Origin of the sequence: Streptomyces sp. 184, from assembly GCF_045781775.1 — a bacterium.
GTDB lineage: Bacteria > Actinomycetota > Actinomycetes > Streptomycetales > Streptomycetaceae > Streptomyces.
The window spans coordinates 883,410-906,434 of record NZ_CP123230.1 but is presented as its reverse complement, the minus strand read 5'-3'; the positions used below and the strand labels follow the sequence as shown (position 1 = coordinate 906,434).

36 protein-coding genes are annotated in these 23,025 nt (G+C 69.7%); 1 reads left to right on the top strand and 35 read right to left on the bottom strand.

The genetic code is table 11. From position 1 onward, the window contains the following. Window positions 1-221 precede the first annotated feature (221 nt). The 33 genes from truA to QBL21_RS03885 form a co-directional block, all read right to left on the bottom strand. A complete protein-coding gene (truA, locus tag QBL21_RS04045; RefSeq protein ID WP_407560581.1) occupies window positions 222-1,073 on the bottom strand; it encodes a tRNA pseudouridine(38-40) synthase TruA in 852 nt (283 codons plus the stop codon). Window positions 1,074-1,151: 78 nt separating this feature from the next. Beyond that, the gene (gene rplQ / locus QBL21_RS04040) at window positions 1,152-1,727 is read right to left on the bottom strand and encodes a 50S ribosomal protein L17 (RefSeq protein ID WP_407560580.1); all 576 of its coding nucleotides are present in this window, start codon (window positions 1,725-1,727) and stop codon (window positions 1,152-1,154) included. Between the two features lie 76 nt (window positions 1,728-1,803). Beyond that, on the bottom strand, window positions 1,804-2,826 hold the full coding sequence (locus tag QBL21_RS04035; protein WP_407560579.1) for a DNA-directed RNA polymerase subunit alpha: 1,023 nt from the start codon (window positions 2,824-2,826) through the stop codon (window positions 1,804-1,806). 118 nt (window positions 2,827-2,944) lie between these two features. Then, window positions 2,945-3,571 carry a 30S ribosomal protein S4 gene (rpsD, locus tag QBL21_RS04030; RefSeq protein WP_407560578.1) on the bottom strand — a complete coding sequence of 209 codons (627 nt, stop codon included), beginning with the start codon at window positions 3,569-3,571 and terminating at the stop codon, window positions 2,945-2,947. A gap of 27 nt (window positions 3,572-3,598) precedes the next feature. Further along, window positions 3,599-4,003, bottom strand: a complete 405-nt coding sequence (gene rpsK, locus QBL21_RS04025; protein WP_018834824.1) for a 30S ribosomal protein S11 — start codon at window positions 4,001-4,003, stop codon at window positions 3,599-3,601. Window positions 4,004-4,071: 68 nt separating this feature from the next. Then, window positions 4,072-4,452 carry a 30S ribosomal protein S13 gene (gene rpsM, locus QBL21_RS04020; protein WP_407560577.1) on the bottom strand — a complete coding sequence of 127 codons (381 nt, stop codon included), beginning with the start codon at window positions 4,450-4,452 and terminating at the stop codon, window positions 4,072-4,074. Between the two features lie 195 nt (window positions 4,453-4,647). Continuing rightward, on the bottom strand, window positions 4,648-4,761 hold the full coding sequence (rpmJ, locus tag QBL21_RS04015) for a 50S ribosomal protein L36 (protein ID WP_009740505.1): 114 nt from the start codon (window positions 4,759-4,761) through the stop codon (window positions 4,648-4,650). 58 nt (window positions 4,762-4,819) lie between these two features. Then, window positions 4,820-5,041 (bottom strand): translation initiation factor IF-1, encoded by a 222-nt coding sequence (gene infA / locus QBL21_RS04010; RefSeq protein WP_003948620.1) that lies wholly within the window; start codon window positions 5,039-5,041, stop codon window positions 4,820-4,822. 176 nt (window positions 5,042-5,217) lie between these two features. Continuing rightward, on the bottom strand, window positions 5,218-6,054 hold the full coding sequence (map, locus tag QBL21_RS04005) for a type I methionyl aminopeptidase (RefSeq protein WP_407560576.1): 837 nt from the start codon (window positions 6,052-6,054) through the stop codon (window positions 5,218-5,220). A 244-nt stretch (window positions 6,055-6,298) separates the two neighbouring features. Further along, window positions 6,299-6,967 carry an adenylate kinase gene (locus QBL21_RS04000; RefSeq protein WP_407560575.1) on the bottom strand — a complete coding sequence of 223 codons (669 nt, stop codon included), beginning with the start codon at window positions 6,965-6,967 and terminating at the stop codon, window positions 6,299-6,301. Beyond that, on the bottom strand, window positions 6,967-8,280 hold the full coding sequence (gene secY / locus QBL21_RS03995) for a preprotein translocase subunit SecY (RefSeq protein WP_407560574.1): 1,314 nt from the start codon (window positions 8,278-8,280) through the stop codon (window positions 6,967-6,969). Before secY ends, QBL21_RS04000 begins: the two co-directional genes overlap by 1 nt. 196 nt (window positions 8,281-8,476) lie before the next feature. Further along, on the bottom strand, window positions 8,477-8,947 hold the full coding sequence (gene rplO, locus QBL21_RS03990) for a 50S ribosomal protein L15 (RefSeq protein ID WP_407560573.1): 471 nt from the start codon (window positions 8,945-8,947) through the stop codon (window positions 8,477-8,479). Window position 8,948: 1 nt separating this feature from the next. Then, the gene (rpmD, locus tag QBL21_RS03985) at window positions 8,949-9,131 is read right to left on the bottom strand and encodes a 50S ribosomal protein L30 (protein ID WP_407560572.1); all 183 of its coding nucleotides are present in this window, start codon (window positions 9,129-9,131) and stop codon (window positions 8,949-8,951) included. Continuing rightward, complete coding sequence (rpsE, locus tag QBL21_RS03980; protein WP_407560571.1) at window positions 9,131-9,733, bottom strand: 30S ribosomal protein S5; 603 nt, start codon at window positions 9,731-9,733, stop codon at window positions 9,131-9,133. The genes rpmD and rpsE overlap by 1 nt, the downstream gene beginning before the upstream one ends. A gap of 13 nt (window positions 9,734-9,746) precedes the next feature. Next, entirely contained in the window at window positions 9,747-10,130 is a 384-nt protein-coding gene (gene rplR / locus QBL21_RS03975) for a 50S ribosomal protein L18 (RefSeq protein ID WP_407560570.1), read from the bottom strand. A 3-nt stretch (window positions 10,131-10,133) separates the two neighbouring features. Continuing rightward, the gene (gene rplF / locus QBL21_RS03970; RefSeq protein ID WP_407560569.1) at window positions 10,134-10,673 is read right to left on the bottom strand and encodes a 50S ribosomal protein L6; all 540 of its coding nucleotides are present in this window, start codon (window positions 10,671-10,673) and stop codon (window positions 10,134-10,136) included. 23 nt (window positions 10,674-10,696) lie between these two features. After that, window positions 10,697-11,095, bottom strand: a complete 399-nt coding sequence (gene rpsH / locus QBL21_RS03965; RefSeq protein WP_018834834.1) for a 30S ribosomal protein S8 — start codon at window positions 11,093-11,095, stop codon at window positions 10,697-10,699. 129 nt (window positions 11,096-11,224) lie between these two features. Continuing rightward, window positions 11,225-11,410 (bottom strand): type Z 30S ribosomal protein S14, encoded by a 186-nt coding sequence (locus tag QBL21_RS03960; protein WP_018834835.1) that lies wholly within the window; start codon window positions 11,408-11,410, stop codon window positions 11,225-11,227. Window positions 11,411-11,413: 3 nt separating this feature from the next. After that, window positions 11,414-11,989, bottom strand: a complete 576-nt coding sequence (gene rplE, locus QBL21_RS03955) for a 50S ribosomal protein L5 (protein WP_047017572.1) — start codon at window positions 11,987-11,989, stop codon at window positions 11,414-11,416. Further along, window positions 11,989-12,312 carry a 50S ribosomal protein L24 gene (gene rplX / locus QBL21_RS03950; RefSeq protein WP_407560568.1) on the bottom strand — a complete coding sequence of 108 codons (324 nt, stop codon included), beginning with the start codon at window positions 12,310-12,312 and terminating at the stop codon, window positions 11,989-11,991. The genes rplE and rplX overlap by 1 nt, the downstream gene beginning before the upstream one ends. 3 nt (window positions 12,313-12,315) lie before the next feature. Then, the gene (rplN, locus tag QBL21_RS03945) at window positions 12,316-12,684 is read right to left on the bottom strand and encodes a 50S ribosomal protein L14 (RefSeq protein ID WP_407560567.1); all 369 of its coding nucleotides are present in this window, start codon (window positions 12,682-12,684) and stop codon (window positions 12,316-12,318) included. A gap of 91 nt (window positions 12,685-12,775) precedes the next feature. After that, window positions 12,776-13,087: a 30S ribosomal protein S17 gene (rpsQ, locus tag QBL21_RS03940; RefSeq protein ID WP_407560566.1), complete on the bottom strand. Its 312-nt coding sequence runs from the start codon at window positions 13,085-13,087 to the stop codon at window positions 12,776-12,778. Next, window positions 13,087-13,311, bottom strand: coding sequence for a 50S ribosomal protein L29 (gene rpmC / locus QBL21_RS03935; RefSeq protein ID WP_281622657.1), 225 nt, complete (start codon window positions 13,309-13,311; stop codon window positions 13,087-13,089). The genes rpsQ and rpmC overlap by 1 nt, the downstream gene beginning before the upstream one ends. Next, a complete protein-coding gene (gene rplP / locus QBL21_RS03930; protein WP_407560564.1) occupies window positions 13,311-13,730 on the bottom strand; it encodes a 50S ribosomal protein L16 in 420 nt (139 codons plus the stop codon). The genes rpmC and rplP overlap by 1 nt, the downstream gene beginning before the upstream one ends. 3 nt (window positions 13,731-13,733) lie before the next feature. Then, complete coding sequence (gene rpsC / locus QBL21_RS03925; protein ID WP_407560563.1) at window positions 13,734-14,588, bottom strand: 30S ribosomal protein S3; 855 nt, start codon at window positions 14,586-14,588, stop codon at window positions 13,734-13,736. Next, window positions 14,588-14,935, bottom strand: a complete 348-nt coding sequence (gene rplV, locus QBL21_RS03920; RefSeq protein ID WP_407560562.1) for a 50S ribosomal protein L22 — start codon at window positions 14,933-14,935, stop codon at window positions 14,588-14,590. The genes rpsC and rplV overlap by 1 nt, the downstream gene beginning before the upstream one ends. 43 nt (window positions 14,936-14,978) lie before the next feature. Then, complete coding sequence (rpsS, locus tag QBL21_RS03915) at window positions 14,979-15,260, bottom strand: 30S ribosomal protein S19 (RefSeq protein ID WP_407560560.1); 282 nt, start codon at window positions 15,258-15,260, stop codon at window positions 14,979-14,981. Between the two features lie 17 nt (window positions 15,261-15,277). Then, a complete protein-coding gene (gene rplB / locus QBL21_RS03910) occupies window positions 15,278-16,114 on the bottom strand; it encodes a 50S ribosomal protein L2 (RefSeq protein ID WP_407560559.1) in 837 nt (278 codons plus the stop codon). A gap of 43 nt (window positions 16,115-16,157) precedes the next feature. Beyond that, the gene (rplW, locus tag QBL21_RS03905; protein WP_407566294.1) at window positions 16,158-16,523 is read right to left on the bottom strand and encodes a 50S ribosomal protein L23; all 366 of its coding nucleotides are present in this window, start codon (window positions 16,521-16,523) and stop codon (window positions 16,158-16,160) included. A gap of 8 nt (window positions 16,524-16,531) precedes the next feature. Continuing rightward, on the bottom strand, window positions 16,532-17,215 hold the full coding sequence (rplD, locus tag QBL21_RS03900; RefSeq protein WP_407560558.1) for a 50S ribosomal protein L4: 684 nt from the start codon (window positions 17,213-17,215) through the stop codon (window positions 16,532-16,534). 4 nt (window positions 17,216-17,219) lie between these two features. Beyond that, window positions 17,220-17,864, bottom strand: coding sequence for a 50S ribosomal protein L3 (gene rplC / locus QBL21_RS03895; protein ID WP_018834848.1), 645 nt, complete (start codon window positions 17,862-17,864; stop codon window positions 17,220-17,222). A 14-nt stretch (window positions 17,865-17,878) separates the two neighbouring features. Then, on the bottom strand, window positions 17,879-18,187 hold the full coding sequence (gene rpsJ, locus QBL21_RS03890) for a 30S ribosomal protein S10 (protein ID WP_003948644.1): 309 nt from the start codon (window positions 18,185-18,187) through the stop codon (window positions 17,879-17,881). A gap of 405 nt (window positions 18,188-18,592) precedes the next feature. Continuing rightward, on the bottom strand, window positions 18,593-19,402 hold the full coding sequence (locus QBL21_RS03885) for a hypothetical protein (RefSeq protein ID WP_407560557.1): 810 nt from the start codon (window positions 19,400-19,402) through the stop codon (window positions 18,593-18,595). A 158-nt stretch (window positions 19,403-19,560) separates the two neighbouring features. Between QBL21_RS03885 and QBL21_RS03880 the strand changes: the two genes are divergently transcribed. After that, complete coding sequence (locus tag QBL21_RS03880; protein WP_407560556.1) at window positions 19,561-20,313, top strand: hypothetical protein; 753 nt, start codon at window positions 19,561-19,563, stop codon at window positions 20,311-20,313. Window positions 20,314-20,362: 49 nt separating this feature from the next. Here the strand turns inward: QBL21_RS03880 and QBL21_RS03875 are convergent, their stop codons facing one another. Both QBL21_RS03875 and QBL21_RS03870 read right to left on the bottom strand, forming a co-directional pair. After that, the gene (locus tag QBL21_RS03875) at window positions 20,363-21,232 is read right to left on the bottom strand and encodes an LLM class flavin-dependent oxidoreductase (RefSeq protein ID WP_407560555.1); all 870 of its coding nucleotides are present in this window, start codon (window positions 21,230-21,232) and stop codon (window positions 20,363-20,365) included. 140 nt (window positions 21,233-21,372) lie between these two features. Then, entirely contained in the window at window positions 21,373-22,854 is a 1,482-nt protein-coding gene (locus QBL21_RS03870) for a short-chain fatty acyl-CoA regulator family protein (protein ID WP_407560554.1), read from the bottom strand. Window positions 22,855-23,025: the final 171 nt, after the last annotated feature.

Genomic DNA, 23,025 nt, shown 5'->3' with positions numbered 1-23,025 from the left:
GGCGGAGCACCCAAGCCCCGCGCGCAGCCGCGCGGCGGGGGGCCGGGGGCGCAGCCCTCGGGTTCGGGAAAGGCCGGGACCGGGACAACCCCCCAGGCCCAGCGTCCCTACCCGCCGCAGGCACGGGGGCCGGGGGGCGGAGCCCCCGCGATGCGCGCGCGGCCGCGCGGCGGGGGCCGGGGGCGGCAGCCCCCGGGTTCGGGAAGGGGCGGGGCCGGGGGCTACCCCCCGCCCGCGCCCAGTGTGCGGAGCCGGCGCGCCGCGCGGTTGCGGTCCGCCAGGTCCTCCGCCGCCGGGTACCCGACCTCCTCCAGCGTCAGCCCGTGCGGACGCACGACCTGCACCGCCGAGTCCCGTACCGCCGCCCCCAGCACCCGCCCCACCCACGACGGCTCCCGGTGCCCGTCGCCGACGAACAGCATCGCGCCGACCAGCGCCCGCACCATGTTGTGGCAGAAGGCGTCCGCCTTGACCGTCGCCTCCAGCACCCCGTCCGCCCGCCGCTCCCAGCGCAGCTCCAGCAGCCGCCGGATCGTCGTCGCCCCCTCCCGGCGCTTGCAGAAGGCCGCGAAGTCGTGTTCTCCGAGGAGCCGCTCCGCGGCCGCGTTCATCGCGGCGGCGTCGAGCGGCCGGTTGTGCCACAGCACGTGGCCGCGCAGCAGCGGGTCGACGCCGGCGGGGTCGTCGCCGACGCGGTAGGCGTAGCGGCGCCAGATCGCCGAGAAGCGGGCGTTGAAGTGCGGCGGCGCCTCGGTGACCCGCCACACCCGGATGTCGTGCGGGAGCCGCCCGGCGAGCCGCCGCAGGAGGTGTTCCCCCTGCCCTGTCCACAGCTCCGCCGGCAGGTCGACGTGCGCGACCTGCCCCCGCGCGTGCACTCCCGCGTCCGTTCGTCCGGCCACGGTCAGCTCGTACGGCGCGGGCTGGCGCAGCACGACGCGCAGCGCCGTTTCCAGCTCCTCCTGCACGGTCCGCTGTCCCTCGCGCTGCCGGGCCCAGCCGGAGAAGCCGGTCCCGTCGTACGACAGGTCCAGCCGCACCCGTACGAAGCCGGGCGCCACCTCGTCACTCACTGCCCAGTTCCTCCCAAGGCCAAGGCGACGGGCCCGCTCCCCAGGGGAACGGGCCCGTCGTGATGCACGAATCGCGCGTCAGGCGTTCTTGGCGTCCTTGCCCTCGGCAGACTCCTCGGACCCGGCGTCGGCCTCGGCCGCCGGCTTGGCGTCCTCGGCCTCGGCGGTGTCGGCGGCCTCGGCCGTCTCCTCCGCGGAGTCCTTCTTCAGGCCGGCCGCCGCCTCGTCGCCCGCCGCGTCCTTCGCGGTGCGCTTCGTCGCCGCCTCGGCCTCGCCGACCGCTTCCTGCTGCACGGTCAGCGCCTCGACCAGCTCGATGACGGCCATCTTGGCGTTGTCGCCGCGACGGTTGCCGATCTTGGTGATCCGGGTGTAGCCGCCCGGGCGGTTCTCGTACCGCGGGCCGATCTCGGTGAACAGCGTGTGCACGACGCTCTTGTCCGAGATGAGCTGCATGACCTGCCGACGGTTGTGAAGGTCGCCCTTCTTCGCCTTGGTCACCAGCCGCTCGGCGTACGGACGCAGCCTGCGGGCCTTGGCCTCGGTCGTGGTGATGCGACCGTGCTCGAAGAGAGCGGTGGCCAGGTTCCGCAGCATGGCGCGCTGGTGCGCCGCGCCGCCGCCCATTCGGGCGCCCTTGGTGGGCTTCGGCATGGTGTTTCTCCTTTACCGCACCGGCCGTGTCAGGTACCGGTGATCGGGGTTCGGGGGGCGAGGGCCCCCCGAGACATCAGTACTGCTCGGTCTCGACGAAGCCGGCGTCGGCGTCGTCGTCGGCGCCGAAGGTGTCGGCGGCCGAGGTCGGGTCGAATCCGGGCGGGCTGTCCTTCAGGGCCAGGCCCATGCCGGCCAGCTTCGCCTTGACCTCGTCGATCGACTTGGCGCCGAAGTTGCGGATGTCGAGGAGGTCCGCCTCGGAGCGGGCCACGAGCTCGCCCACCGAGTGGATGCCCTCGCGCTTGAGGCAGTTGTACGAGCGGACCGTGAGCTCCAGCTCCTCGATCGGCAGGGCCAGGTCCGCGGCCAGGGCGGCGTCCGTGGGGGACGGGCCCATGTCGATGCCTTCGGCGTCGATGTTCAGCTCGCGGGCGAGGCCGAACAGCTCGACCAGGGTCTTGCCGGCGGAGGCCACCGCGTCGCGCGGGCGCATGCACGGCTTGGTCTCGATGTCGACGATCAGCTTGTCGAAGTCCGTGCGCTGCTCGACACGGGTGGCCTCGACCTTGTAGCTGACCTTGAGTACCGGCGAGTAGATGGAGTCGACCGGGATCCGGCCGATCTCCTGGCCGACCTGCTTGTTCTGCACGGCGGAGACGTAGCCGCGACCGCGCTCGACGGTCAGCTCCATCTCCAGCTTGCCCTTGCCGTTGAGCGTGGCCAGGACCAGGTCCGGGTTGTGCACCTCGACGCCGGCCGGCGGGGCGATGTCGGCGGCGGTCACCACGCCCGGGCCCTGCTTGCGCAGGTACATCACGACGGGCTCGTCGTGCTCGGAGGAGATGACGAGCTGCTTGATGTTGAGGATGAGGTCGGTGACGTCCTCCTTGACGCCCGGCACGGTGGTGAACTCGTGCAGAACGCCGTCGATCCGGATGTTGGTGACTGCCGCACCGGGGATCGAGGAGAGGAGCGTACGGCGGAGGGAGTTGCCGAGGGTGTAGCCGAAGCCGGGCTCCAGCGGCTCGATGACGAACCGGGAGCGGAACTCCTCGACGACCTCTTCGGTGAGAGAGGGGCGCTGAGCGATCAGCATGTGTGTGTTCCTTCAGTCGTGGACGCCCGCTATTTGACGTCCGCTGTACTGACCAGGGTACGGGCGGCACGGCGCAAAGGCGCCATACCGCCCGTACCGGCGAGCACTGCCCGAAGACCTACTTCGAGTAGAGCTCGACGATGAGCTGCTCCTGCACCTGGGTGTCGATCACCTGGCGCTCGGGCAGGCTGTGCACGAGGATCCGCAGGTTGGACGGGATCGCCTCCAGCCAGGCCGGGACGGTCCTGTCGCCGGCCTCCGCCTGCGCCACCGCGAACGGGGTCAGGTTCCTGGAGGACTCGCGGACCTCGATGATGTCGTTCGGCACGACGCGGGCCGACGGAATGTCGGTCTTGCGCCCGTTGACCGTGATGTGGCCGTGCCGGACGAGCTGCCGGGCGTGGTCGCGGGACTTGGCGAAGCCGGCCCGGTAGACCACGTTGTCCAGCCGCGTTTCGAGGATGCGCAGCAGGTTCTCACCGGTCTTGCCGGTCTGCCGGTTGGCCTCGTTGTAGTAACCGCGGAACTGCTTTTCCAGCACCCCGTAGATGCGCGCGCACTTCTGCTTCTCGCGCTTCTGGAGCAGGTACTCGCTGTCCTTGGTGCGCCCGCGCCCGTGCTCACCCGGGGGGTAAGGACGGATCTCGATCGGGCACTTAGCGCTCTCGCACTTGGCTCCCTTGAGGAAGAGCTTCTGCTTCTCCCGACGGCAACGCTTGCAGTCGGCCCCGGTGTAACGCGCCATGTCTTGTCGTCTCCTACTTCGCTTTTCTCAGACCCGGCGGCGCTTCGGCGGGCGGCAGCCGTTGTGCGGGGTGGGGGTGACGTCCTGGATGGACCCGACCTCAAGACCGGTGGCCTGGAGGGAGCGGATCGCGGTCTCACGGCCGGAGCCGGGACCCTTCACGAAGACGTCGACCTTGCGCATGCCGTGCTCCTGGGCACGGCGGGCGGCGGACTCGGCGGCCATCTGGGCGGCGAAGGGCGTCGACTTGCGCGAGCCCTTGAAGCCGACATGGCCGGCGGAGGCCCACGAGATCACGTTCCCGGACGGGTCGGTGATCGAGATGATCGTGTTGTTGAACGTGCTCTTGATGTGGGCGTGGCCGTGGGCCACGTTCTTCTTCTCCTTGCGGCGGACCTTCTTGGCCCCGGCCGCTCGGCTCTTCGGAGGCATTCGGTGTTATCTCCCGTGGAGGTGGTCGGTCCTCAGCGATGCGCGCGCACGGAGCGGACCGCTGCGGACTACTTCTTGCCCGGCTTCTTCTTGCCGGCGATGGCGCGACGCGGACCCTTGCGGGTGCGGGCGTTGGTGGAGGTGCGCTGCCCGTGGACGGGCAGGCCGCGGCGGTGCCGCAGGCCCTGGTAGCAGCCGATCTCGACCTTGCGCCGGATGTCCGCCTGGATCTCGCGGCGGAGGTCACCCTCGGTCCTGAGGTTGTTGTCCACGAACTCGCGGATCTTGACGAGCTCTTCCTCGGTCAGATCGCGGACGCGGGTGTCGGGGTTCACCCCGGTCGCGGCCAGCGCCTGCTGGGAGAGCGTCCGGCCGATGCCGAACACGTAGGTGAGGGCGACCTCCACGCGCTTCTCGCGCGGAATGTCGACACCTGCAACGCGTGCCATTCAAGGCTCCTGTGTCTTGTCGGAGGTCTTCCGCAGCACCGTTCCCGTATTTCGCTACGAGCCGGGTCCCCGGCCTCCGAGCCGGGGGTGTCGTCCCACACACGTTCGTGGGGGTCGGGTGGCTGCTTCTTTACTTGTCGCTTGTTGCGTCGCGCGAGGATGCTGCGAGCGGTGCGAGCAAAGGGTCGGCGTACGTCAGCCCTGGCGCTGCTTGTGGCGCAGGTTTTCGCAGATGACCATGACCCGGCCGTGACGGCGGATCACCTTGCACTTGTCGCAGATCTTCTTGACGCTCGGCTTGACCTTCATGTGTCTGGAGGTTCTCCGGGTCGGTGCCCCGCCCCACGGGAGCGGGACGAAGCAAGATCTACTTGTAGCGGTAGACGATCCGTCCGCGCGTCAGGTCGTAGGGAGACAGCTCCACCACGACCCTGTCGTCGGGAAGGATACGGATGTAGTGCATCCGCATCTTGCCGCTGATGTGCGCGAGGACCTGGTGCCCGTTCTGGAGCTCCACCTTGAACATCGCGTTCGGCAGAGACTCGACGACGGTGCCCTCGATCTCGATGGCCCCTTGTTTTTTGGCCATGCTTGAGCGCTTCACCTTCCGGATTCGGCTACCTGGATGGTCCGGGGCACACGGGTGCACGGGACCGACGAGTCAGTCTACGCGACCCGCACCAGAAAGGGGAAATCGGGAGTGTGCCCGCTCCGCAAGATCGTTAAGCGCGCGGCCCGCCGGGAGCCCCCGCGCGGGCCGGGGCGTCAGGCGAGCGGGTCCGGGGCCGCCGTGACCCCGTAGGCCGCGAGCTTCTCCCGGCCGCCGTCGGGGGCGGTCAGCACCAGCGGACCGGCCTCGGTGAGGGCCACGGAGTGCTCCCAGTGGCTCGACCAGGTGCCGTCGTCCGTCTTGACCGTCCACTCGTCGGCCAGCACGTGGGTGAGCGGGGTGCCGAGGCTGACCATCGGCTCGATGGCGATGCAGAAGCCCGGGACGAGCTTGGGGCCGCGGCCGCGGCGCTTGTCGACGTAGTTCAGCAGGTGCGGGTCCATGTGCATCTGCGAGCCGATGCCGTGGCCCCCGTACTCCTCGACGATGCCGTACTTGCCGGAGGCGGGCCGCGGCTGGCGGCGGATGTAGCCCTCGATGGCCGCGGAGATGTCCACCAGCCGGTTGCCCTTGCGGACGGCCGCGATGCCGGCCCACATGGACTCCTCGGTCACCCGGCTCAGCTCGTGCAGCTCCGCGGCGTGCCCGGAGCCCACGAAGGCAGTGATGGCGGCGTCGGCGTGCCAGCCGTCGACGATGGCGCCGGCGTCGATGGAGATCAGGTCGCCCTCGCGCAGCACGGTGGCGCGGTCGGGGATGCCGTGGACGACGACGTCGTTGACCGAGGTGCAGATGTTGCCGGGGAAGCCCCCGTACCCCAGGAAGTTCGGCTTGGCGCCGTGGTCGGCGAGGACCTTGGCGGCGATCTCGTCGAGGTCCTTCGTGGTGGCCCCGGGCACGGCGGCGGCGGCGCACGCCTGGTGCATGGCCGCGACGACGAGGCCGGCGGCCCGCATCTTGGCGATCTGTTCCGGGGTCTTGATCTCCACCATGACGGCTGCTGCCTCCTGGGCCGGCGAGGGACGCTCCCCCGTCCACGATACGTGCCCGCCGCGGCCCGCCGGCCGGGGGCCGGTGCCGGGGGGCGGCACGGCGGGCGTACAAGGGTCGTACACGGGCGTACGAGGGCGGTGCGGGCCCCGTACGCCCGGCGGGGGCGTACGGGCCGTACAACGGCGACAGCCGGCCCCCGCGCGGGCGGGGACCGGCTGGGCGCCTGAGAGCCGCGACGGCGGCTCAGGACCGGTCTGCGGAGACCTCTCCGGGCAGGGCCTGCATGGCCCGCCGGGTGACCTCGGCCACGGAGCCGAGCGCCGAGATCGTGGTCACCAGGCCCTGGGCCTTGAAGTAGTCGATGATCGGCTCGGTCTCCTGGTGGTAGACCTCCAGCCGGCGACGGACGGTGTCCTCGTTGTCGTCGTCGCGCTGGTACAGCTCGCCGCCGCAGACGTCGCACACGCCCTCGCGCTCCGGCGGGGAGTACGTGACGTGGAAGACGTGGCTGCTGTCGTTGCGGCAGATCCGCCGCCCGGCGATGCGCTTGACGACCTCGTCCTCCGGCACCTCCAGGTCGAGCACGGCGTCCAGCTCCAGCCCGGCCTCCTTCAGCAGCCCGTCGAGCGCGACCGCCTGCGCCACGTTCCGCGGGAAGCCGTCCAGCAGGAAGCCGCCCTGTGCGTCGGGCTGCTCCATCCTGTCCCAGGCCATCCCCACGGTCACCTCGTCCGGCACCAGGTCGCCCGCCTCCATGAACGCCTTCGCCTGACGGCCCAGGTCCGTGCCTTTGCTGATGTTGGCACGGAAGAGGTCGCCGGTGGAGACGTGCGGGATCGACAGGTTCTTGGCGAGCAGGGCGGCCTGCGTGCCCTTGCCCGCGCCGGGGGGCCCGACGAGGACGATTCGCATCAGCGGAGGAACCCTTCGTAGTGATGCTGCTGCAACTTGCTCTCGATCTGCTTCACCGTCTCAAGCCCGACACCCACGATGATGAGGATGCTCGTGCCGCCGAAGGGGAAGTTCTGGTTCGCGTTGAACAGCACCAACGCCACTGTCGGTACCAGCGCGATCAGACCCAGATAGAGCGAGCCCGGCCAGGTGATCCGGTTGAGTACGTAACTCAGGTACTCCGCGGTGGGACGGCCGGCCCGGATGCCCGGGATGAAACCACCGTACTTCTTCATGTTGTCGGCGACTTCTTCGGGGTTGAACGTGATGGCCACGTAGAAGAAGGCGAAGAAGACGATCATGAGGAAGTAGGTGAGGATGTACACCGGGTGATCGCCGGTGACGAAGTTCTCCTCGATCCACTGCGCCCAGCCCGACGTGGAGCCGGTGAACTGGACGATCAGTGCGGGGATGTAGAGCAGCGAGGACGCGAAGATGACCGGGATGACGCCCGCCTGGTTGACCTTCAGCGGGATGTACGTCGAGGTGCCGCCGTAGGAGCGGCGCCCGATCATGCGCTTCGCGTACTGCACGGGGACGCGACGCTGCGCCTGCTCGACGAAGACCACCAGGCCGACCATCGCCAGGCCGAGCGCGATGACGACGACGAACTCGCCCCAGCCGTCGATGATCTTGCCGGACTGCTTGATGTTCCACAGGGCGCCGGGGAAACCGGCGGCGATCGAGATGAACATCAGCATCGACATGCCGTTGCCGATGCCGCGGTCGGTGATCAGCTCACCGAGCCACATGACGGCGGCGGTGCCCGCGGTCATGCAGATCACCATCGTGATGATGATGAAGATCGAGTCGTCGGGAATGATCTGGTCGTTGACCTGACACTGCGGGAAGAGCGAGCCGCTGCGCGCCGTGGCGACCAGACCGGTGCCCTGGAGCACCGCGAGGGCGACGGTCAGATAGCGCGTGTACTGTGTGATCTTCGCCGTGCCGGACTGGCCCTCCTTCTTCAGGGCCTCCAGCCGCGGGATCACCACCGTCAGCAACTGAAGGATGATGCTGGCCGTGATGTACGGCATGATCCCCAGGGCGAAGATGGTGATCTGAAGGAGGGCCCCACCGCTGAACATGTTGACCAGGCCGAACAGGCCCTGGTTGGCGTTGGCCTCGTCCATGCATTGCTGCACGGCCTGGTAATCGGTTCCGGGGACAGGAACCTGCGCACCGAGCCGGTAGATCACAATGATGCCGAGCACGAACAGCAGCTTCTTGCGCAGGTCGGGTGTCTTGAACGCCCGGGCGAACGCGGTGAGCACGGTGCCTCCTGCGGCCCCCATGCTTCATCACGAGGGCTGACGGGTCATTTGTTCAGCGGATGGTCGGTAGACGTCCCACGCAGGCGTACGCCCGCATGGGTAGGGACAGTGCACGCCACCTTACCGGGGGGTGCGGCTGCCGTGGAACGACCAACCGGGGATGCCCATGCGGGACATCCCCGGTTGCTCGTCACACTCAGACGCGCTCGGTGACCGAGCCGCCGGCGGACGTGATCTTCTCGCGGGCGGAACCGGAGACCTTGTCGACGGTCACCTGAAGCGCCACGGAGACGTCCCCGTTGCCCAGCACCTTCACGAGCTCGTTCTTGCGCACCGCGCCCTTGGCGACCAGATCGGTCACCGTGACCTCGCCGCCCTCGGGGTACAGCTCGGCCAGTTTGTCCAGGTTCACCACCTGGTACACCTTGCGGGCGGGGTTCTTGAAGCCCTTGAGCTTCGGCAGCCGCATGTGCAGCGGCATCTGCCCGCCCTCGAAGCGCTCCGGCACCTGGTAGCGGGCCTTGGTGCCCTTGGTGCCGCGGCCCGCGGTCTTGCCCTTGGAGCCCTCGCCTCGACCCACGCGGGTCTTCGGCTTCTTGGCGCCCGGGGCCGGCCGCAGGTTGTGGATCTTCAGCGGCTTCTGCTCCGCCGCGTCCTGGACGGCCATGTCAGTCGACCTCCTCGACCGTCACCAGGTGGCGGACGGTGTGCACCATGCCGCGCACCTGGGGACTGTCATCGCGGACGACGCTGTCGTTGATCCGGCGCAGGCCGAGCGTACGCAGCGTGTCCCGGTGGTTCTGCTTGCTCCCGATGTAGGACTTGCTCTGGGTGATCTTGAGCTGTGCCATCAGCCGTTCACCCCAGCGCGGGCGCGCAGCATTGCGGCGGGCGCCACGTCCTCCAGCGGCAGGCCACGGCGGGCGGCGATCTCCTCGGGGCGCTGAAGGCCCTTCAGTGCGGCCACCGTGGCGTGCACGATGTTGATCGGGTTGGACGAGCCGAGCGACTTGCTCAGCACGTCGTGGATGCCCGCGCACTCCAGCACGGCACGCACCGGGCCACCGGCGATCACACCGGTACCGGGCGACGCCGGCTTCAGCAGCACGACACCCGCGGCTTCCTCACCCTGGATCGGGTGCGGGATGGTGCCCTGGATCCGGGGGACCTTGAAGAAGTGCTTCTTGGCCTCCTCCACACCCTTGGCGATGGCGGCCGGCACCTCCTTGGCCTTCCCGTACCCGACACCTACGGTGCCGTCGCCGTCGCCCACCACGACCAGCGCGGTAAAGCTGAAGCGACGACCACCCTTCACAACCTTGGCGACTCGGTTGATCGCGACAACGCGCTCAACATACGCGGTCTTGTCGGCAGCATTGCCGCCGTCCCGGCCCTTCCGGTCCCGCCGCTCGCCGCCGCCGGCGCCGCCACCGCGGCGCTGGGGTCCAGCCATTGGTCTTCCTCTCTCAGAACTTCAGCCCGGCATCGCGGGCGGCGTCGGCCAGAGCGGCGATGCGCCCGGCGTACTGGTTGCCACCGCGGTCGAACACCACGGCCTCGACTCCGGCGGCCTTCGCACGCTCGGCGACAAGCGCGCCGACCTGCCTGGCCTGCGCGGTCTTGTCGCCCTCGGCACCGCGGATGGACGTGTCCATCGAGGAGGCCGAGGCCACCGTGTGGCCGGCGATGTCGTCGACGACCTGGGCGACCATGTGGCGGTTCGAGCGCGTGACGACCAGGCGCGGGCGGTCCGGCGTACCGGAGATCTTCTTCCGCACGCGGATGTGCCGGCGCTTGACGGCGACCGCCTTGCGGGCACTGCCCTTGGCGATCTTCACACCGTATGCCATGGCTTACTTACCCGCCTTTCCGACCTTGCGCTGGATGTACTCGCCCTCGTACTTGACGCCCTTGGCCTTGTACGGGTCGGGCTTGCGCAGCTTGCGGATCTTCGCGGCGACCTCGCCGACCTTCTGCTTGTCGATGCCCTCGACGCTGAAGTGCGTCGGGTTCTCGACCTTGAAGGTGATGCCCTCGGGGGCCTCGATGAGGATCGGGTGGCTGTAGCCCAGCGAGAACTCCAGGTTGGAGCCCTTGGCCTGGACGCGGTAGCCGACCCCGCTGATCTCCAGCTTCTTGACGTAGCCCTGGGTCACACCGGTGACCATGTTCGCCACCAGCGTGCGGGACAGGCCGTGCAGCGCCCTGCTCTTGCGCTCGTCGTTCGGACGGCTGACGACGATGGTGCCGTCGTCGCCGCGCGCGACGTCGATGGGCGCGACGACGGTGTGCGCGAGGGAGCCCTTGGGGCCCTTCACGTTGACCGTACGGCCATCGATGGTGACGTCCACGCCGGCGGGAACCTGGATGGGCAGCTTGCCAATACGCGACATGGCTTTACCTCCGTTCCCTTCCGTTACCAGACGTAGGCGAGGACTTCCCCGCCCACGCCCTTCTTGCCTGCCTGCTTGTCGGTGAGCAGCCCGTGGGACGTGGAGATGATCGCCACGCCCAGGCCGCCGAGCACCTTCGGCAGGTTGGTGGACTTCGCGTAGACCCGCAGACCCGGCTTCGAGATCCGCTTGATGCCTGCGATCGAGCGCTCGCGGTTCGGGCCGTACTTCAGCTCCAGGACGAGGCTCTGGCCCACGCGGGCCTCCTCGGTCTTCCAGCCGCTGATGTAGCCCTCCTGCTGGAGGATTTCCGCGATGTGCGTCTTGATCTTGCTGTGCGGCATCGTCACGGTGTCGTGGTACGCCGAGTTCGCGTTCCGCAGACGGGTCAGCATGTCTGCGATCGGATCGGTCATGGTCATGTGATGGCCTTCGGCCTCTCTCGCCGCGGTTTCCTGTCTGCACCGTCCCTCTCCCTCGGTACGAGGACGGGTGTGGTGCGGGGACCTACGGCGTAGTAGTCGGTCAAAGCGTCCCGGTGATCCGGCGGATCACCAGGAGCTCTTGGTCACGCCCGGCAGCTCGCCCCGGTGCGCCATCTCACGGAGGCACACGCGGCACAGGCCGAACTTGCGGTAGACGGAGTGGGGTCGGCCGCAGCGCTGGCAGCGCGTGTAACCGCGCACCTTGAACTTCGGCTTACGGCCGGCCTTAGCGATCAGGGCCTTCTTTGCCACGGCTCATGCCTCCTTGAACGGGAAGCCGAGGAGACGAAGCAGGGCGCGGCCCTCGTCGTCGTTGCTCGCCGTGGTGACCACGGTGATGTCCATGCCCCGGACCCGGTCGATCTTGTCAGGGTCGATCTCGTGGAACATGACCTGCTCCGTGAGACCGAAGGTGTAGTTGCCCCGGCCGTCGAACTGCTTCGGCGACAGGCCGCGGAAGTCGCGGATGCGCGGCAGCGCGAGCGACAGCAGCCGGTCGAGGAACTCCCACATCCGGTCGCCGCGAAGCGTGACGTGGGCGCCGATCGGCATGCCCTCGCGCAGCTTGAACTGCGCGATGGACTTCCGGGCCTTGGTCACGGACGGCTTCTGGCCGGTGATCGTGGCGAGGTCCTTGATGGCGCCCTCGATCAGCTTGGAGTCGCGGGCGGCGTCGCCCACGCCCATGTTGACCACGATCTTGGTCAGGCCGGGGATCTGCATGACGTTCTCGTACGAGAACTCGTCCTTCAGCTTGGCCTGGATCTCGTCCCGGTAGCGCTGCTTGAGGCGCGGGGGCGTGCCTGCGGCGGTCGCAGTGGTGGCAGTCATCAGATGTCCTCACCCGTCCGCTTGGCAACGCGGACCTTGTTGCCCTCGTCGTCGAAGCGGTAGCCGACCCGGGTCACGACCTTCTGGCCGTCCTTCTCCACCACCAACTGAACGTTGCTGACGTGAATCGGGGCCTCGGTCGTGATGATCCCGCCGGTCTTGGACCCGCGGGCCGTCTGGCCGGCCTTGGTGTGCTTCTTGACCCGGTTGACACCCTCGACCAGGACGCGGTCCTCGCGCGGGAAGGCCGCGATGACCTTGCCCTGCTTGCCCCTGTCCTTGCCGGTGATGACCTGAACCAGGTCGCCCTTCTTGATCTTCATGTGCTACAGCACCTCCGGCGCGAGCGAGATGATCTTCATGAACCTCTTCTCGCGCAGCTCACGGCCGACCGGGCCGAAGATACGGGTGCCGCGGGGGTCACCGTCCGCCTTGAGGATGACGGCGGCGTTCTCGTCGAAGCGGATGTACGAACCGTCCGGCCGGCGGCGCTCCTTGATGGTGCGCACGACGACCGCCTTGACGACATCGCCCTTCTTGACGTTGCCACCCGGGATCGCATCCTTGACGGTGGCGACGACCACGTCACCGATACCCGCGTAGCGGCGGCCCGATCCGCCGAGCACACGGATGCAAAGAATCTCCTTTGCACCCGTGTTGTCGGCGACCTTGAGTCGCGACTCCTGCTGGATCACGTCTATCTCCTGATCGTCTGCCGGTTCCCGGCGGGGCGTGACGCCCCGCCGAGCCTGGCGGAACCGTCCTGGGGGCTCCCCCCAGGAATACTTACTTGGCCTTCTCGAGGATCTCGACGACGCGCCAGCGCTTGGTCGCCGACAGCGGCCGGGTCTCCATGAGGAGGACGCGGTCGCCGACGCCGCAGGCGTTCTGCTCGTCGTGCGCCTTGAGCTTGTTCGTACGGCGGATGACCTTGCCGTACAGGGCGTGCTTCACGCGGTCCTCGACGGCGACGACGACGGTCTTGTCCATCTTGTCGCTGACGACGAGCCCCTCGCGGGTCTTGCGGAATCCGCGCGAGCCCGCGGCATCGCCGCTCGTGGTTGCAGTGGTCTCTTCTGTCACATTCGTCTCGCTCATCAGGCGCTCTCCACCGTGTCGATGCCGAGCTCGCGCTCCCGCATGAGGGTGTAGATCCGGGCGATGTCCTTGCGGACGGCCTTCAGCCGGCCGTGGTTCTCAAGCTGTCCGGTCGCCGCCTGGAAGCGGAGGTTGAACAGCTCTTCCTTGGCCTCGCGCAGCTTCTCCACGAGGTCATCGTTGGACAGCCCGCGCAGCTCGGTCGCCTTGGTACCGGCGGCCATCACGATTCACCACCCTCGCGCCGGACGATCCGGCACTTCATCGGAAGCTTGTGAGCCGCACGGGTCAGCGCCTCACGAGCGATCTTCTCGTTCGGGTACGACAGCTCGAACATCACGCGCCCCGGCTTGACGTTCGCCACCCACCACTCCGGCGAGCCCTTGCCGGAACCCATGCGGGTCTCGGCGGGCTTCTTGGTCAGCGGGCGGTCCGGGTAGATGTTGATCCACACCTTGCCACCACGCTTGATGTGCCGCGTCATGGCGATACGCGCGGCCTCGATCTGCCGGTTGGTGACGTACGCGGCCGTGGCCGCCTGGATGCCGTAGTCGCCGAACGCCAGCTCGGTACCGCCCTTGGCGAGACCGCGCCGCTTCGGGTGGTGCTGCTTGCGGTGCTTGACCCTACGAGGGATGAGCATGGGTCAGCCCTCCGTTCCGGTGCTGTCGCTGGCCGGGGCCGGGGCACTGGCGGCGGCCTCGGCCCGGGGGGCCTCGGCAGCCGGAGCCTGCTGCTGGTCGCGCTGCGGACGACGACCGCGGCCACCGCGCTCACCGCCGCGGCGCGGACGGTCGCCACCGCCGCCGCCACCGCCACCGCGGGACGGCCGGTTACCGGCACGGGCCGCGGCGTTCTCGGCACGGACCTCGGCGATGTTCTTCACGTCGCCCTTGTAGATCCAGACCTTCACACCGATGCGGCCGAAGGTCGTACGGGCCTCGAAGAAGCCGTAGTCGACGTTGGCGCGCAGGGTGTGCAGGGGCACCCGGCCCTCGCGGTAGAACTCCGAGCGGGACATCTCGGCGCCGCCGAGCCGCCCGCCGCACTGGATCTTGATGCCCTTGGCGCCCGCCTTCATCGCGGACTGCATGCTCTTGCGCATGGCCCGGCGGAAGGAGACACGCGAGGAGAGCTGCTCGGCGACGGCCTGGGCCACGAGCTGCGCGTCGGTCTCGGGGTTCTTGACCTCAAGGATGTTGAGCTGCACCTGCTTGCCGGTGAGCTTCTCCAGGTCGCCGCGGATACGGTCGGCCTCCGCGCCGCGGCGGCCGATGACGATACCCGGCCGGGCGGTGTGGATGTCGACGCGGACGCGGTCACGGGTGCGCTCGATCTCCACCTTGGAGATGCCCGCGCGCTCCATGCCCTGCGTCATCATCCGGCGGATGGCGACGTCTTCCTTGATGTAGTCCTTGTACAGCTTGTCCGCATACCAGCGCGACTTGAAGTCGGTGGTGATGCCAAGCCGGAACCCGTGCGGGTTTACCTTCTGGCCCATTACCGGGTCCCTTCCTTGCTGCCGACGACCAGCGTGATGTGGCTGGTGCGCTTGCGGATCCGGTACGCCCGGCCCTGCGCGCGGGGCCGGAACCTCTTCCAGGTCGGGCCCTCGTCGACGTACGCCTCCTTCACGATGAGGCTGTCGGCGTCGGTGTGGTCGTAGTTGTGCGCCGCGTTGGCGATGGCGCTGTCCAGCACCTTGCCGACGGGCACGCTCGCGGCCTGCGGGGCGAAACGCAGGACCGCCTGAGCCTCCGTGGCACTCATGCCACGGATGAGGTCCACCACACGGCGGGCCTTCATGGGCGTGACGCGCACATAGCGCGCGGAGGCCCTGGCTTCCATGGTTGTCCCTTCGGTGTAAGTCATGGTCTTCGCACTCCGCCGGTCAGCGACGACGCGCTTTGCGGTCGTCCTTGACATGGCCCTTGAAGGTGCGGGTCGGCGCGAACTCGCCGAGCTTGTGGCCGACCATCGACTCGGTGACGAACACCGGGACGTGCTTGCGGCCGTCGTGCACCGCGATGGTGTGCCCCAGCATGGCCGGGACGATCATCGAGCGGCGGGACCAGGTCTTGATGACGTTCTTGGTGCCTGCTTCGTTCTGCGTGTCCACCTTCTTGATCAGGTGGTCGTCGACGAAGGGCCCCTTCTTCAGACTGCGCGGCATCTCTACTCCACCCGCTCCTAGCGCTTCTTGTTCGTCTTGCGGCGGCGGACGATGTACTTGCTGCTCGCCTTCTTCGGCGAGCGCGTACGGCCTTCCTTCTGGCCCCAGGGCGAGACCGGGTGGCGACCACCGGAGGTCCTGCCCTCGCCACCGCCGTGCGGGTGGTCGATCGGGTTCATCACGACACCGCGGACGGTCGGGCGCACGCCCTTCCAGCGCATGCGGCCGGCCTTGCCCCAGTTGATGTTCGACTGCTCGGCGTTGCCGACCTCGCCGATGGTGGCGCGGCAGCGGATGTCGACCAGCCGGATCTCGCCGGACGGCATCCTCAGGTGGGCCATGCGGCCCTCCTTCGCCAGGAGCTGCACGTGCGCACCGGCGGAGCGGGCGAACTTCGCGCCGCCGCCGGGCTTCAGCTCGATGGCGTGGATGACGGTACCGACCGGGATGTTGCGCAGCGACATCGCGTTGCCCGGCTTGATGTCCGCGCCCGGGCCGTTCTCGACCCGGTCGCCCTGCTTCAGGCCGGCCGGCGCGAGGATGTAACGCTTCTCGCCGTCGGCGTAGTGCAGCAGCGCGATGCGCGCGGTGCGGTTCGGGTCGTACTCGATGTGCGCGACCCGGGCGGGGACGCCGTCCTTGTCGTGCCGACGGAAGTCGATCACGCGGAAGGCGCGCTTGTGGCCACCGCCCTGGTGGCGGACGGTCACACGACCGGAATTGTTTCGGCCGCCCTTGCTGTGCAGCGGGCGGACCAGCGACTTCTCCGGCGTGGACCGCGTTACCTCGACGAAGTCGGCGACGCTGGCGCCACGACGGCCAGGAGTCGTCGGCTTGTACTTGCGGATACCCATTTCTTCAGTCCTCGTCCGTTACGGACAGCCCTGTCGGTCCCCGTCAGGAGACCGGGCCGCCGAAGATGTCGATGCGCTCGCCCTCGGCGACGGTCACGATGGCGCGCTTGGTGTCGGCGCGCTTGCCGTAGCCGGTGCGGGTGCGCTTGCGCTTGCCCTGGCGGTTGATCGTGTTGACCCCGATGACCTTGACCTGGAAGACCTTCTCGACGGCCTGCCGGATCTGCGTCTTGTTGGCCCGCGGGTCCACGATGAACGTGTACTTGTTCTCGTCGAGCAGCGCGTAGCTCTTCTCCGAGACGACGGGCTTGAGCAGCACGTCGCGCGGGTCGTCGTAGGTCTTGCTGGTGACGGTGAACCCGGTCGCCGTCTCGTCCGCGGCCTCGGCCTCGGTCTCGGTCTTGTCCATGTCGACCATCAGGCGTCGCTCCCTTCAGCCTTCTGGAGCTCGACCTCACCGGCTACGGCCTTGCCGCCCTTGACGGGGCCGGCCACGAACCGCTCGAAGGCGGCCTGCGTGAAGACCACGTCGTCGGAGACGAGCACGTCGTACGTGTTGAGCTGACCGGCGTCCAGGATGTGCACGTCGGGCAGGTTCCGGGCGGACAGCAGCGACAGGTCGTCGTCCCGCTCGATGACCAGCAGCACGTTCTTGCGCTCGCTGACCTTGCCGAGGAGGGTCTTGGCGGCCTTGGTCGAGATCTCGCCGTCGACCACGCCGGTGACGACGTGGATGCGGCCGAGACGGGCCCGGTCGGAGAGGGCGCCGCGCAGCGCGGCGGCCTTCATCTTCTTCGGGGTCCGCTGCGAGTAGTCGCGCGGCACGGGGCCGTGCACGACGCCGCCGCCCGCGAACTGCGGGGCGCGGATCGAGCCCTGCCGGGCGCGACCGGTGCCCTTCTGGCGGTACGGCTTCTTGCCGCCGCCGCGGACCTCGCCGCGGGTCTTCACTTTGTGCGTGCCCTGTCGGGCAGCGGCCAGCTGGGCGGTGACGACCTGGTGGATCAGCGGAATGCTGACCTGCGCGTCGAAGATCTCCGAGGGGAGTTCGACGGTCCCGGCCTTCTCGCCCGCCGGCGAAAGGATGTCAACGGTGCTCATTACCTCAGGCCCCCTTGGCCGCGCTACGGACCAGGACGAGGCCGCCGTTCGGACCGGGGACGGCGCCCTTGATGAGCAGCAGCCCCTTCTCCGCGTCAACGGCGTGGACGGTCAGGTTCTGGGTGGTGACCCGCTGGTTGCCCATCCGGCCGGCCATCCGCATGCCCTTGAACACGCGGCCCGGGGTGGCGCAGCCACCGATGGAGCCCGGCTTGCGGTGCACGCGGTGGGCGCCGTGGCTGGCCTTGCCGCCGGCGAAGCCGTGGCGCTTCATGACACCGGCGAAGCCCTTGCCCTTGCTCTTGCCGGTCACGTCGACCTTCACGCCGGCCTCGAAGGTCTCGGCGGTCACCTCCTGGCCGAGGGTGTACTCGGAGGCATCCGCGGTGCGGATCTCCACCAGGTGGCGGCGGGGAGTGACGTCGGCCTTGGCGAAGTGGCCCTTGAGGGGCTTGTTCACCTTGCGCGGGTCGATCTCGCCGAAGGCGATCTGGACGGCGTCGTAGCCGTCGGAGTCTGCGGTGTGTACCTGGGTGACGACACAGGGGCCGGCCTTGACCACGGTCACGGGGACGACACGGTTGTTCTCGTCCCAGACCTGGGTCATGCCGAGCTTCTCGCCCAGGACACCCTTGATCTGCTTAGCCATCTCTCAGCGACCTCTCAGAGCTTGATCTCGATGTCGACGCCGGCCGGAAGGTCCAGGCGCATCAGCGAGTCAACGGTCTTGGGGGTCGGGTCGAGGATGTCGATCAGACGCTTGTGGGTGCGCATCTCGAAGTGCTCGCGCGAGTCCTTGTACTTGTGCGGCGACTTGATGACGCAGTACACGTTCTTCTCAGTGGGCAGCGGCACCGGGCCCGCGACCGACGCACCAGTGCGGGTCACCGTCTCGACGATCTTCTTCGCCGAGGAGTCGATGACCTCGTGGTCGTAGGCCTTGAGCCGGATGCGGATCTTCTGTCCCGCCATGGCTTCTCAGCAGTCCTGTTCTTCGTAGCGCTCCGGCACCCGGTGACTTCGCTGCGTACCCGTTCTCCGACCCACGCGGTCGGGCGTGTCGCAACCCTCCCCGTATTTCTCCCCGCGAAAGCGTCGCTCCTACGGACATCCACGGAGGTCCGCAGGAGTTTTCCTTGCAGGAAGAGGGGGGAGGATCCCACCGAGTGCCCTGGCCTGCACCCCGCTACGCTTCCCGGAAGATTCCCGTACTTCCGCCCCTGATAAGGGGCGACGAATACGTGGGACTCGCTTCCGGTCCTCCCGGCGGGAGGCACGCAGCATCGACGCTCAGCCGAGCAACCTGGATAGTGTGCCATACGGCGCTCGGCTCGCGCCAATCGGCGCAAATACCACGACGGGGACCGCCGCGCGGGCTCAGGGGCCGCCACGGCCCCGTACCGGGGCGTGGTAGCACTCGACCTCCCAGTGCGCGTCGCGCGGCGACCGCCCGCGCGGCAGGATGCGGAGGCCGGACGCGAAGGTCACGTTGCGGTCGGCGGACAGCACGAAGAGCACCGAGAGCCGGCGGTGCGTGAACTCGGTCACCTCCTGGTAGTCCCAGTCGGCGACGACACCGCGGCTGTCCCCGTGCAGGAACGGCCGCTGGAGGAAGTCCTGTACGTCGGCGGGCAAGTTCCCGAGGACGTCCCTCGTCTCGGCGTTCAGCCCCAGGTCGACGGTCGGCAGCGGACCCCGCGGCGGGCCCCCGCCGCCCGGCGCGCGGGACGCGGCGGGCGCCCCCGGTGGCGTACGGGAACTGTCGAACGACCGGCGCCGCATGGCTCCGGGCTCCAGTTGCAGCCGCTCGATGAGGTGGGCCCGCTTGCCGTGCCGGTCGACGGGGTTCGCCTTGCACAGCCCGCCCGGCCCGAGGACGACGGCGCGGGGCCGGCCGGTGTGGTCGAGGCGGGCCCACCACTCCAGGATCGTCCCGGCCTTGGCCTGGAGCCGGGCCCGCACGTCGGGCCCGAGCATGTCCCAGCACTCCTCGCGGGTCGGTATCTCCTCCAGGGGGAGTTCGCCGGCCCGGTGGATCTGCGCGGCGACCTCCTCGCCGCGGCGGCGGGCGGGGAGGGGAAGGCCGTCGCGGGCCGGTAACTCCCGCGGCGTCCGCCGGGGCACCTCCCGGGCCCGCTCACGGTGCCGCTCCCGCTCGGGATTCCCCGGGATCTCCGCACGCGCCATGTGTTCCCCCCTCGGCTGGACACCCACGTTCAGTATCCACCGGAGCCCCGTCCGTAGTCACCGGTCGTCGGGCGGAGGCCCGGCGGCCCGCGGCAATTAGTGCGCGACTTCGTGGTGCAAGATCGGGCGTCCACCAACTTCCGCTCCCAGGAGGGGTTATGCCTGCCTTCATCAGCGAAATACGTCGAACCCGCCACAGAACCACCGGTTGCTTCCTCGCAGCCTCCTTAGCCCTCGCCCTGGCCGCCTGCGGGAGCCGCAGCACCTCCGACGAGATGCTGCTGGAGGACGCCCTGGACACGACCTTCGACGACGTGGACAGCGTGACGTCCACGCTCCGGACGCTGACGGACGGGACGACCGTGACGCGCCGCGCCCTCGTGGACGGCGACCCCGAATGCCACATGCACATCAGCAAGGGCCAACTCACCATGGATCTCCTGGTGAGCGACGCAGGTCACTATTCACGCGGCAGCGAGGAAGCCTTCCGGTGGGCCGCGAGCGAAGGAATAGCCGTCACACCGGAGCAGATCGAGACGGTGGCCGACCGCTGGGTGCAGCGCGGCGGCCAGGTCGAGGCCGACCTGATGCGCGAGGCCGTGTGCGATCCGAAGGTTGCGCGGTCCGCCCTGGAAGAGCAGCTCCTCGCCCCGGAGAACCTCGGCCAGGTGGAGAAAGAGTCCGGGACGGTGAACGGACGTGAGACCGCCAAGCTCACCTTCACGGGCGGACCGAGCACGGTCGAGGCGCACATCGCGGCCGAGGGCCGGCCGTACCTCCTGAAGGTCGTCGAACGCGGCGGCGACGTCTGGACGTTCGGCGACTTCGACAAGCCGTTCCGGGCGAAGACGCCCGCGGAGTCGATCGACGAGGACGAGATCCCGGGCGAGATCGTCGACCCCCTCGTCTGACGCCGGCACGGCGCCCGTCCCGTACGCGCCCGCGCGGGGACGGCGCCCGTCAGTCGACCACCGGCGGACCCGCCTCCACGCGACGCAGCACCGGGGCCAGGCGGTCCAGGCCGGGGCCGGTCTGGAGCTGCCGCTCGTCCCACCACGTGGCGCCCGCGTCGCGCAGGGGGCCGACGATGTCCCGGGCCCCGGCCGCGTCCGGGGGCGTGGCGCCGCCGAGGACGAACTCGAAGGGCCCTTCGGCCCCGGCCGCCGCCCGGTGTTCGCGCACGTACGCGAAGAGATCCCGTACCTCCGCCAGCTCCGGTACGTACCCGTGCCGGGCGGACTCGAACAGCGGCACCGCGCCGTCCCACCGTGCCGCCCGCCGCATGGGCGGGCGGCGCGGCCAGAACCCGCCGATCCACACCGGCGGACGGGGCTGCTGCACGGTGGCGGGCAGGAGGGTCACGTCCCGGGCCTCGTAGTGCGGACCTCGGTGGTCGACCGGCTCGCCGGACCAGAAGCGCTGGAGCAGTTCCAGCCCCTCGTCCAGCCGCTCGCCGAGCACCCGCGGCTCTGCGGTGTCGCCGAAGCTGCGGTACTCGTCCTCGATGGGGCCTCCCAGGCCCGCGCCGAAGGTCACGCGCCCGCCGCTGAGCCGGTCGAGGGTGGCGACCTGGCGGGCGAGCTGCTGCGGCAGGTAGCGCGGGACGGGCGTCAGCAGGGTCCCCAGCCGGATCCGGGAGGTCGCCAGGGCGGCGGCGGTGAGCAGCATCCAGGGGTCGCCGAAGGGGCGCCCCGGGTGCTGCCGGTGCAGGATGTGGTCCCAGACGAAGAACCCGTCCCAGCCGGCCTCCTCGGCGGCAGCCGCCAGGGCGGCGACGTTGCGGGCGTCGGCGAAGTCGCCGAAGTTGGGGATGTTGACGGAGAAGCGCATACCCGCAGGATGCGCGGCGGGCGCCGGAGGAGCAATCACATTCGGCGCGGGGCGGGCGGGTGGGGCGGGGCGCGATCGCCGCGTCTCAGGCCCGGCGAGCGGGCCCGGGGCGGGCTTCGACCGCCTGTGGGCCGGCGCGGTCACGGGGTCCGGCCCTCCACCGGGTACGGCACGTACGTACGCCGGTCCGGGTCGATCGCCAGCCGCCCCCCGGCCGGGGGGCGGGCGCGCTGGGCGCAGTCGCGGCGCTCGCAGATGCGGCAGCCCAGGCCGATCGCGGTGGCGGCGCGGGGGTCGTCCAGGGCCACGCCCTCGGCGTAGACGAGCCGGTGCGCGTGGCGCAGCTCGCAGCCGAGGGCGACGGCGAACTCCGCCCGCGGCGCATGGTGCCCGAAGCCGCCCCGGGTGACCGTGCGGGCGATCCAGAAGTACCGCTTGCCGTCGGGCATCTCGGCCACCTGGGGCAGGATGCGCCCGGGTGCGGAGAACGCCTCGTACACCGTCCACAGCGGGCAGGTGCCGCCCAGCCGGGAGAAGTGGAAGTCGGTCGCGGACTGCCGCTTGGAGATGTTGCCGGCCCGGTCGACCCGCAGGAAGGAGAACGGCACGCCCCGGCGGCCGGTGCGCTGGAGGGTGCTCAGCCGGTGGCAGACGGTCTCGAAGCCGACGCCGAAGCGGGCGGAGAGCAGCTCGATGTCGTAGCGCCCCTCCTCGGCGGCGGCGTGGAAGGCGGCGTACGGCATGAGCAGCGCGCCGGCGAAGTAGTTCGCCAGGCCGATACGGGCCAGGGCCACCGACTCGGGGGAGGTCAGCTCCGGGGCGCCGGCGGCGAGGGCGTCGAGCAGCGGGCCGTGCTCCAGCAGGGCGAGCTGCGTGGCGAGCTGGAAGGCGCGCTGGCCCTCGCTCAGCCACGGGGACAGGAACAGCAGTCCGCTCGCGGCGTCGAAGCGGCGGGCGTCCGCGGCCCGGCCGCGGGCCGCGTGGACGACCCGGACGCCGTGGCGTTCGGCGAGCCGGGCGGCGAGCGGCCCCGCCGCCCGGCCGGGGCCGGACCCCGTGGCGGCGGCGGTGTGTTCGGCCTCGGTGTCCAGGGCCTCGAAGTGGTTGTGGTGGGCGTAGAAGAAGTCGCGGACCTCGTCGTGCGGCTCGCCGGGCGGGAGGGGGGCGCCGCCGTGCGGGAGGGGGGTGCCGTACGGGAGGGGGGTGCCGTGCGGGCCCGGTGCGGCGAGGGCGGCGGCCTGCTCCGCGGCGTCGCGGTAGCGGCGGTGCAGGGTGACCAGCGCGCGGGCCACCTCCGGGTGGTCACGGGCGGCCTCGGTGATCTCCTCGGTCGCGGGCAGCGGCACCCCGCACGCCTCGTCGGCGAGGGCGGCCCGGAGGTCGGTGGCGAGGCGGTCCTCGTCGGCCTCGGAGAAGAACTCCGCGTCCACGCCGAAGACCTCGGCGATGCGCAGGAGCACCGGTACGGTCAGCGGGCGCCGGCCCTGCTCGATCTGGTTGGCGTAGCTGGTGGAGATCCCGAGCGCGCGGGCCATGTCGACCTGGTTCATCGCGCGTTCGCGGCGCAGGCGGCGCAACTTGGCGTGCGCGTAGACCTTTCTGGCGGCAGGGCGACCGGGCATGCCCGTATCTCCTCGTCCGACACCGCGGCCCGCCCGCGGCCCTCCTTTGCGAATTTAGCATCCGCACCATTCGCAGGATTCGCAGCTTCAGCCCGCCGGACGGTACGGATTCCACAGCTTCCCCCGGTGTCCGAAGCGACCCCGGCCGGGCAGGATCGAGCGTGCCAGCAC

Bases quoted from the DNA above. Each gene is read 5' to 3' on its own strand.
- rplQ (WP_407560580.1), bottom strand. From the start codon at position 1,727: ATGCCGAAGCCCACCAAGGGCGCCCGAATGGGCGGCGGCGCGGCGCAC.
- QBL21_RS04035 (WP_407560579.1), bottom strand. From the start codon at position 2,826: ATGCTGATCGCTCAGCGCCCCTCTCTCACCGAAGAGGTCGTCGAGGAG.
- rpsD (WP_407560578.1), bottom strand. From the start codon at position 3,571: ATGGCGCGTTACACCGGGGCCGACTGCAAGCGTTGCCGTCGGGAGAAG.
- rpsK (WP_018834824.1), bottom strand. From the start codon at position 4,003: ATGCCTCCGAAGAGCCGAGCGGCCGGGGCCAAGAAGGTCCGCCGCAAG.
- rpsM (WP_407560577.1), bottom strand. From the start codon at position 4,452: ATGGCACGCGTTGCAGGTGTCGACATTCCGCGCGAGAAGCGCGTGGAG.
- rpmJ (WP_009740505.1), bottom strand. From the start codon at position 4,761: ATGAAGGTCAAGCCGAGCGTCAAGAAGATCTGCGACAAGTGCAAGGTG.
- infA (WP_003948620.1), bottom strand. From the start codon at position 5,041: ATGGCCAAAAAACAAGGGGCCATCGAGATCGAGGGCACCGTCGTCGAG.
- map (WP_407560576.1), bottom strand. From the start codon at position 6,054: ATGGTGGAGATCAAGACCCCGGAACAGATCGCCAAGATGCGGGCCGCC.
- QBL21_RS04000 (WP_407560575.1), bottom strand. From the start codon at position 6,967: ATGCGAATCGTCCTCGTCGGGCCCCCCGGCGCGGGCAAGGGCACGCAG.
- rplO (WP_407560573.1), bottom strand. From the start codon at position 8,947: ATGGCCGTCCAGGACGCGGCGGAGCAGAAGCCGCTGAAGATCCACAAC.
- rpmD (WP_407560572.1), bottom strand. From the start codon at position 9,131: ATGGCACAGCTCAAGATCACCCAGAGCAAGTCCTACATCGGGAGCAAG.
- rpsE (WP_407560571.1), bottom strand. From the start codon at position 9,733: ATGGCTGGACCCCAGCGCCGCGGTGGCGGCGCCGGCGGCGGCGAGCGG.
- rplR (WP_407560570.1), bottom strand. From the start codon at position 10,130: ATGGCATACGGTGTGAAGATCGCCAAGGGCAGTGCCCGCAAGGCGGTC.
- rplF (WP_407560569.1), bottom strand. From the start codon at position 10,673: ATGTCGCGTATTGGCAAGCTGCCCATCCAGGTTCCCGCCGGCGTGGAC.
- rpsH (WP_018834834.1), bottom strand. From the start codon at position 11,095: ATGACCATGACCGATCCGATCGCAGACATGCTGACCCGTCTGCGGAAC.
- rplE (WP_047017572.1), bottom strand. From the start codon at position 11,989: ATGACTGCCACCACTGCGACCGCCGCAGGCACGCCCCCGCGCCTCAAG.
- rplX (WP_407560568.1), bottom strand. From the start codon at position 12,312: ATGAAGATCAAGAAGGGCGACCTGGTTCAGGTCATCACCGGCAAGGAC.
- rpsQ (WP_407560566.1), bottom strand. From the start codon at position 13,087: ATGAGCGAGACGAATGTGACAGAAGAGACCACTGCAACCACGAGCGGC.
- rpmC (WP_281622657.1), bottom strand. From the start codon at position 13,311: ATGGCCGCCGGTACCAAGGCGACCGAGCTGCGCGGGCTGTCCAACGAT.
- rplP (WP_407560564.1), bottom strand. From the start codon at position 13,730: ATGCTCATCCCTCGTAGGGTCAAGCACCGCAAGCAGCACCACCCGAAG.
- rpsC (WP_407560563.1), bottom strand. From the start codon at position 14,588: ATGGGCCAGAAGGTAAACCCGCACGGGTTCCGGCTTGGCATCACCACC.
- rplV (WP_407560562.1), bottom strand. From the start codon at position 14,935: ATGGAAGCCAGGGCCTCCGCGCGCTATGTGCGCGTCACGCCCATGAAG.
- rpsS (WP_407560560.1), bottom strand. From the start codon at position 15,260: ATGCCGCGCAGTCTGAAGAAGGGGCCCTTCGTCGACGACCACCTGATC.
- rplB (WP_407560559.1), bottom strand. From the start codon at position 16,114: ATGGGTATCCGCAAGTACAAGCCGACGACTCCTGGCCGTCGTGGCGCC.
- rplW (WP_407566294.1), bottom strand. From the start codon at position 16,523: ATGGACAAGACCGAGACCGAGGCCGAGGCCGCGGACGAGACGGCGACC.
- rplD (WP_407560558.1), bottom strand. From the start codon at position 17,215: ATGAGCACCGTTGACATCCTTTCGCCGGCGGGCGAGAAGGCCGGGACC.
- rplC (WP_018834848.1), bottom strand. From the start codon at position 17,864: ATGGCTAAGCAGATCAAGGGTGTCCTGGGCGAGAAGCTCGGCATGACC.
- rpsJ (WP_003948644.1), bottom strand. From the start codon at position 18,187: ATGGCGGGACAGAAGATCCGCATCCGGCTCAAGGCCTACGACCACGAG.
- QBL21_RS03885 (WP_407560557.1), bottom strand. From the start codon at position 19,402: ATGGCGCGTGCGGAGATCCCGGGGAATCCCGAGCGGGAGCGGCACCGT.
- QBL21_RS03880 (WP_407560556.1), top strand. From the start codon at position 19,561: ATGCCTGCCTTCATCAGCGAAATACGTCGAACCCGCCACAGAACCACC.
- QBL21_RS03875 (WP_407560555.1), bottom strand. From the start codon at position 21,232: ATGCGCTTCTCCGTCAACATCCCCAACTTCGGCGACTTCGCCGACGCC.
- QBL21_RS03870 (WP_407560554.1), bottom strand. From the start codon at position 22,854: ATGCCCGGTCGCCCTGCCGCCAGAAAGGTCTACGCGCACGCCAAGTTG.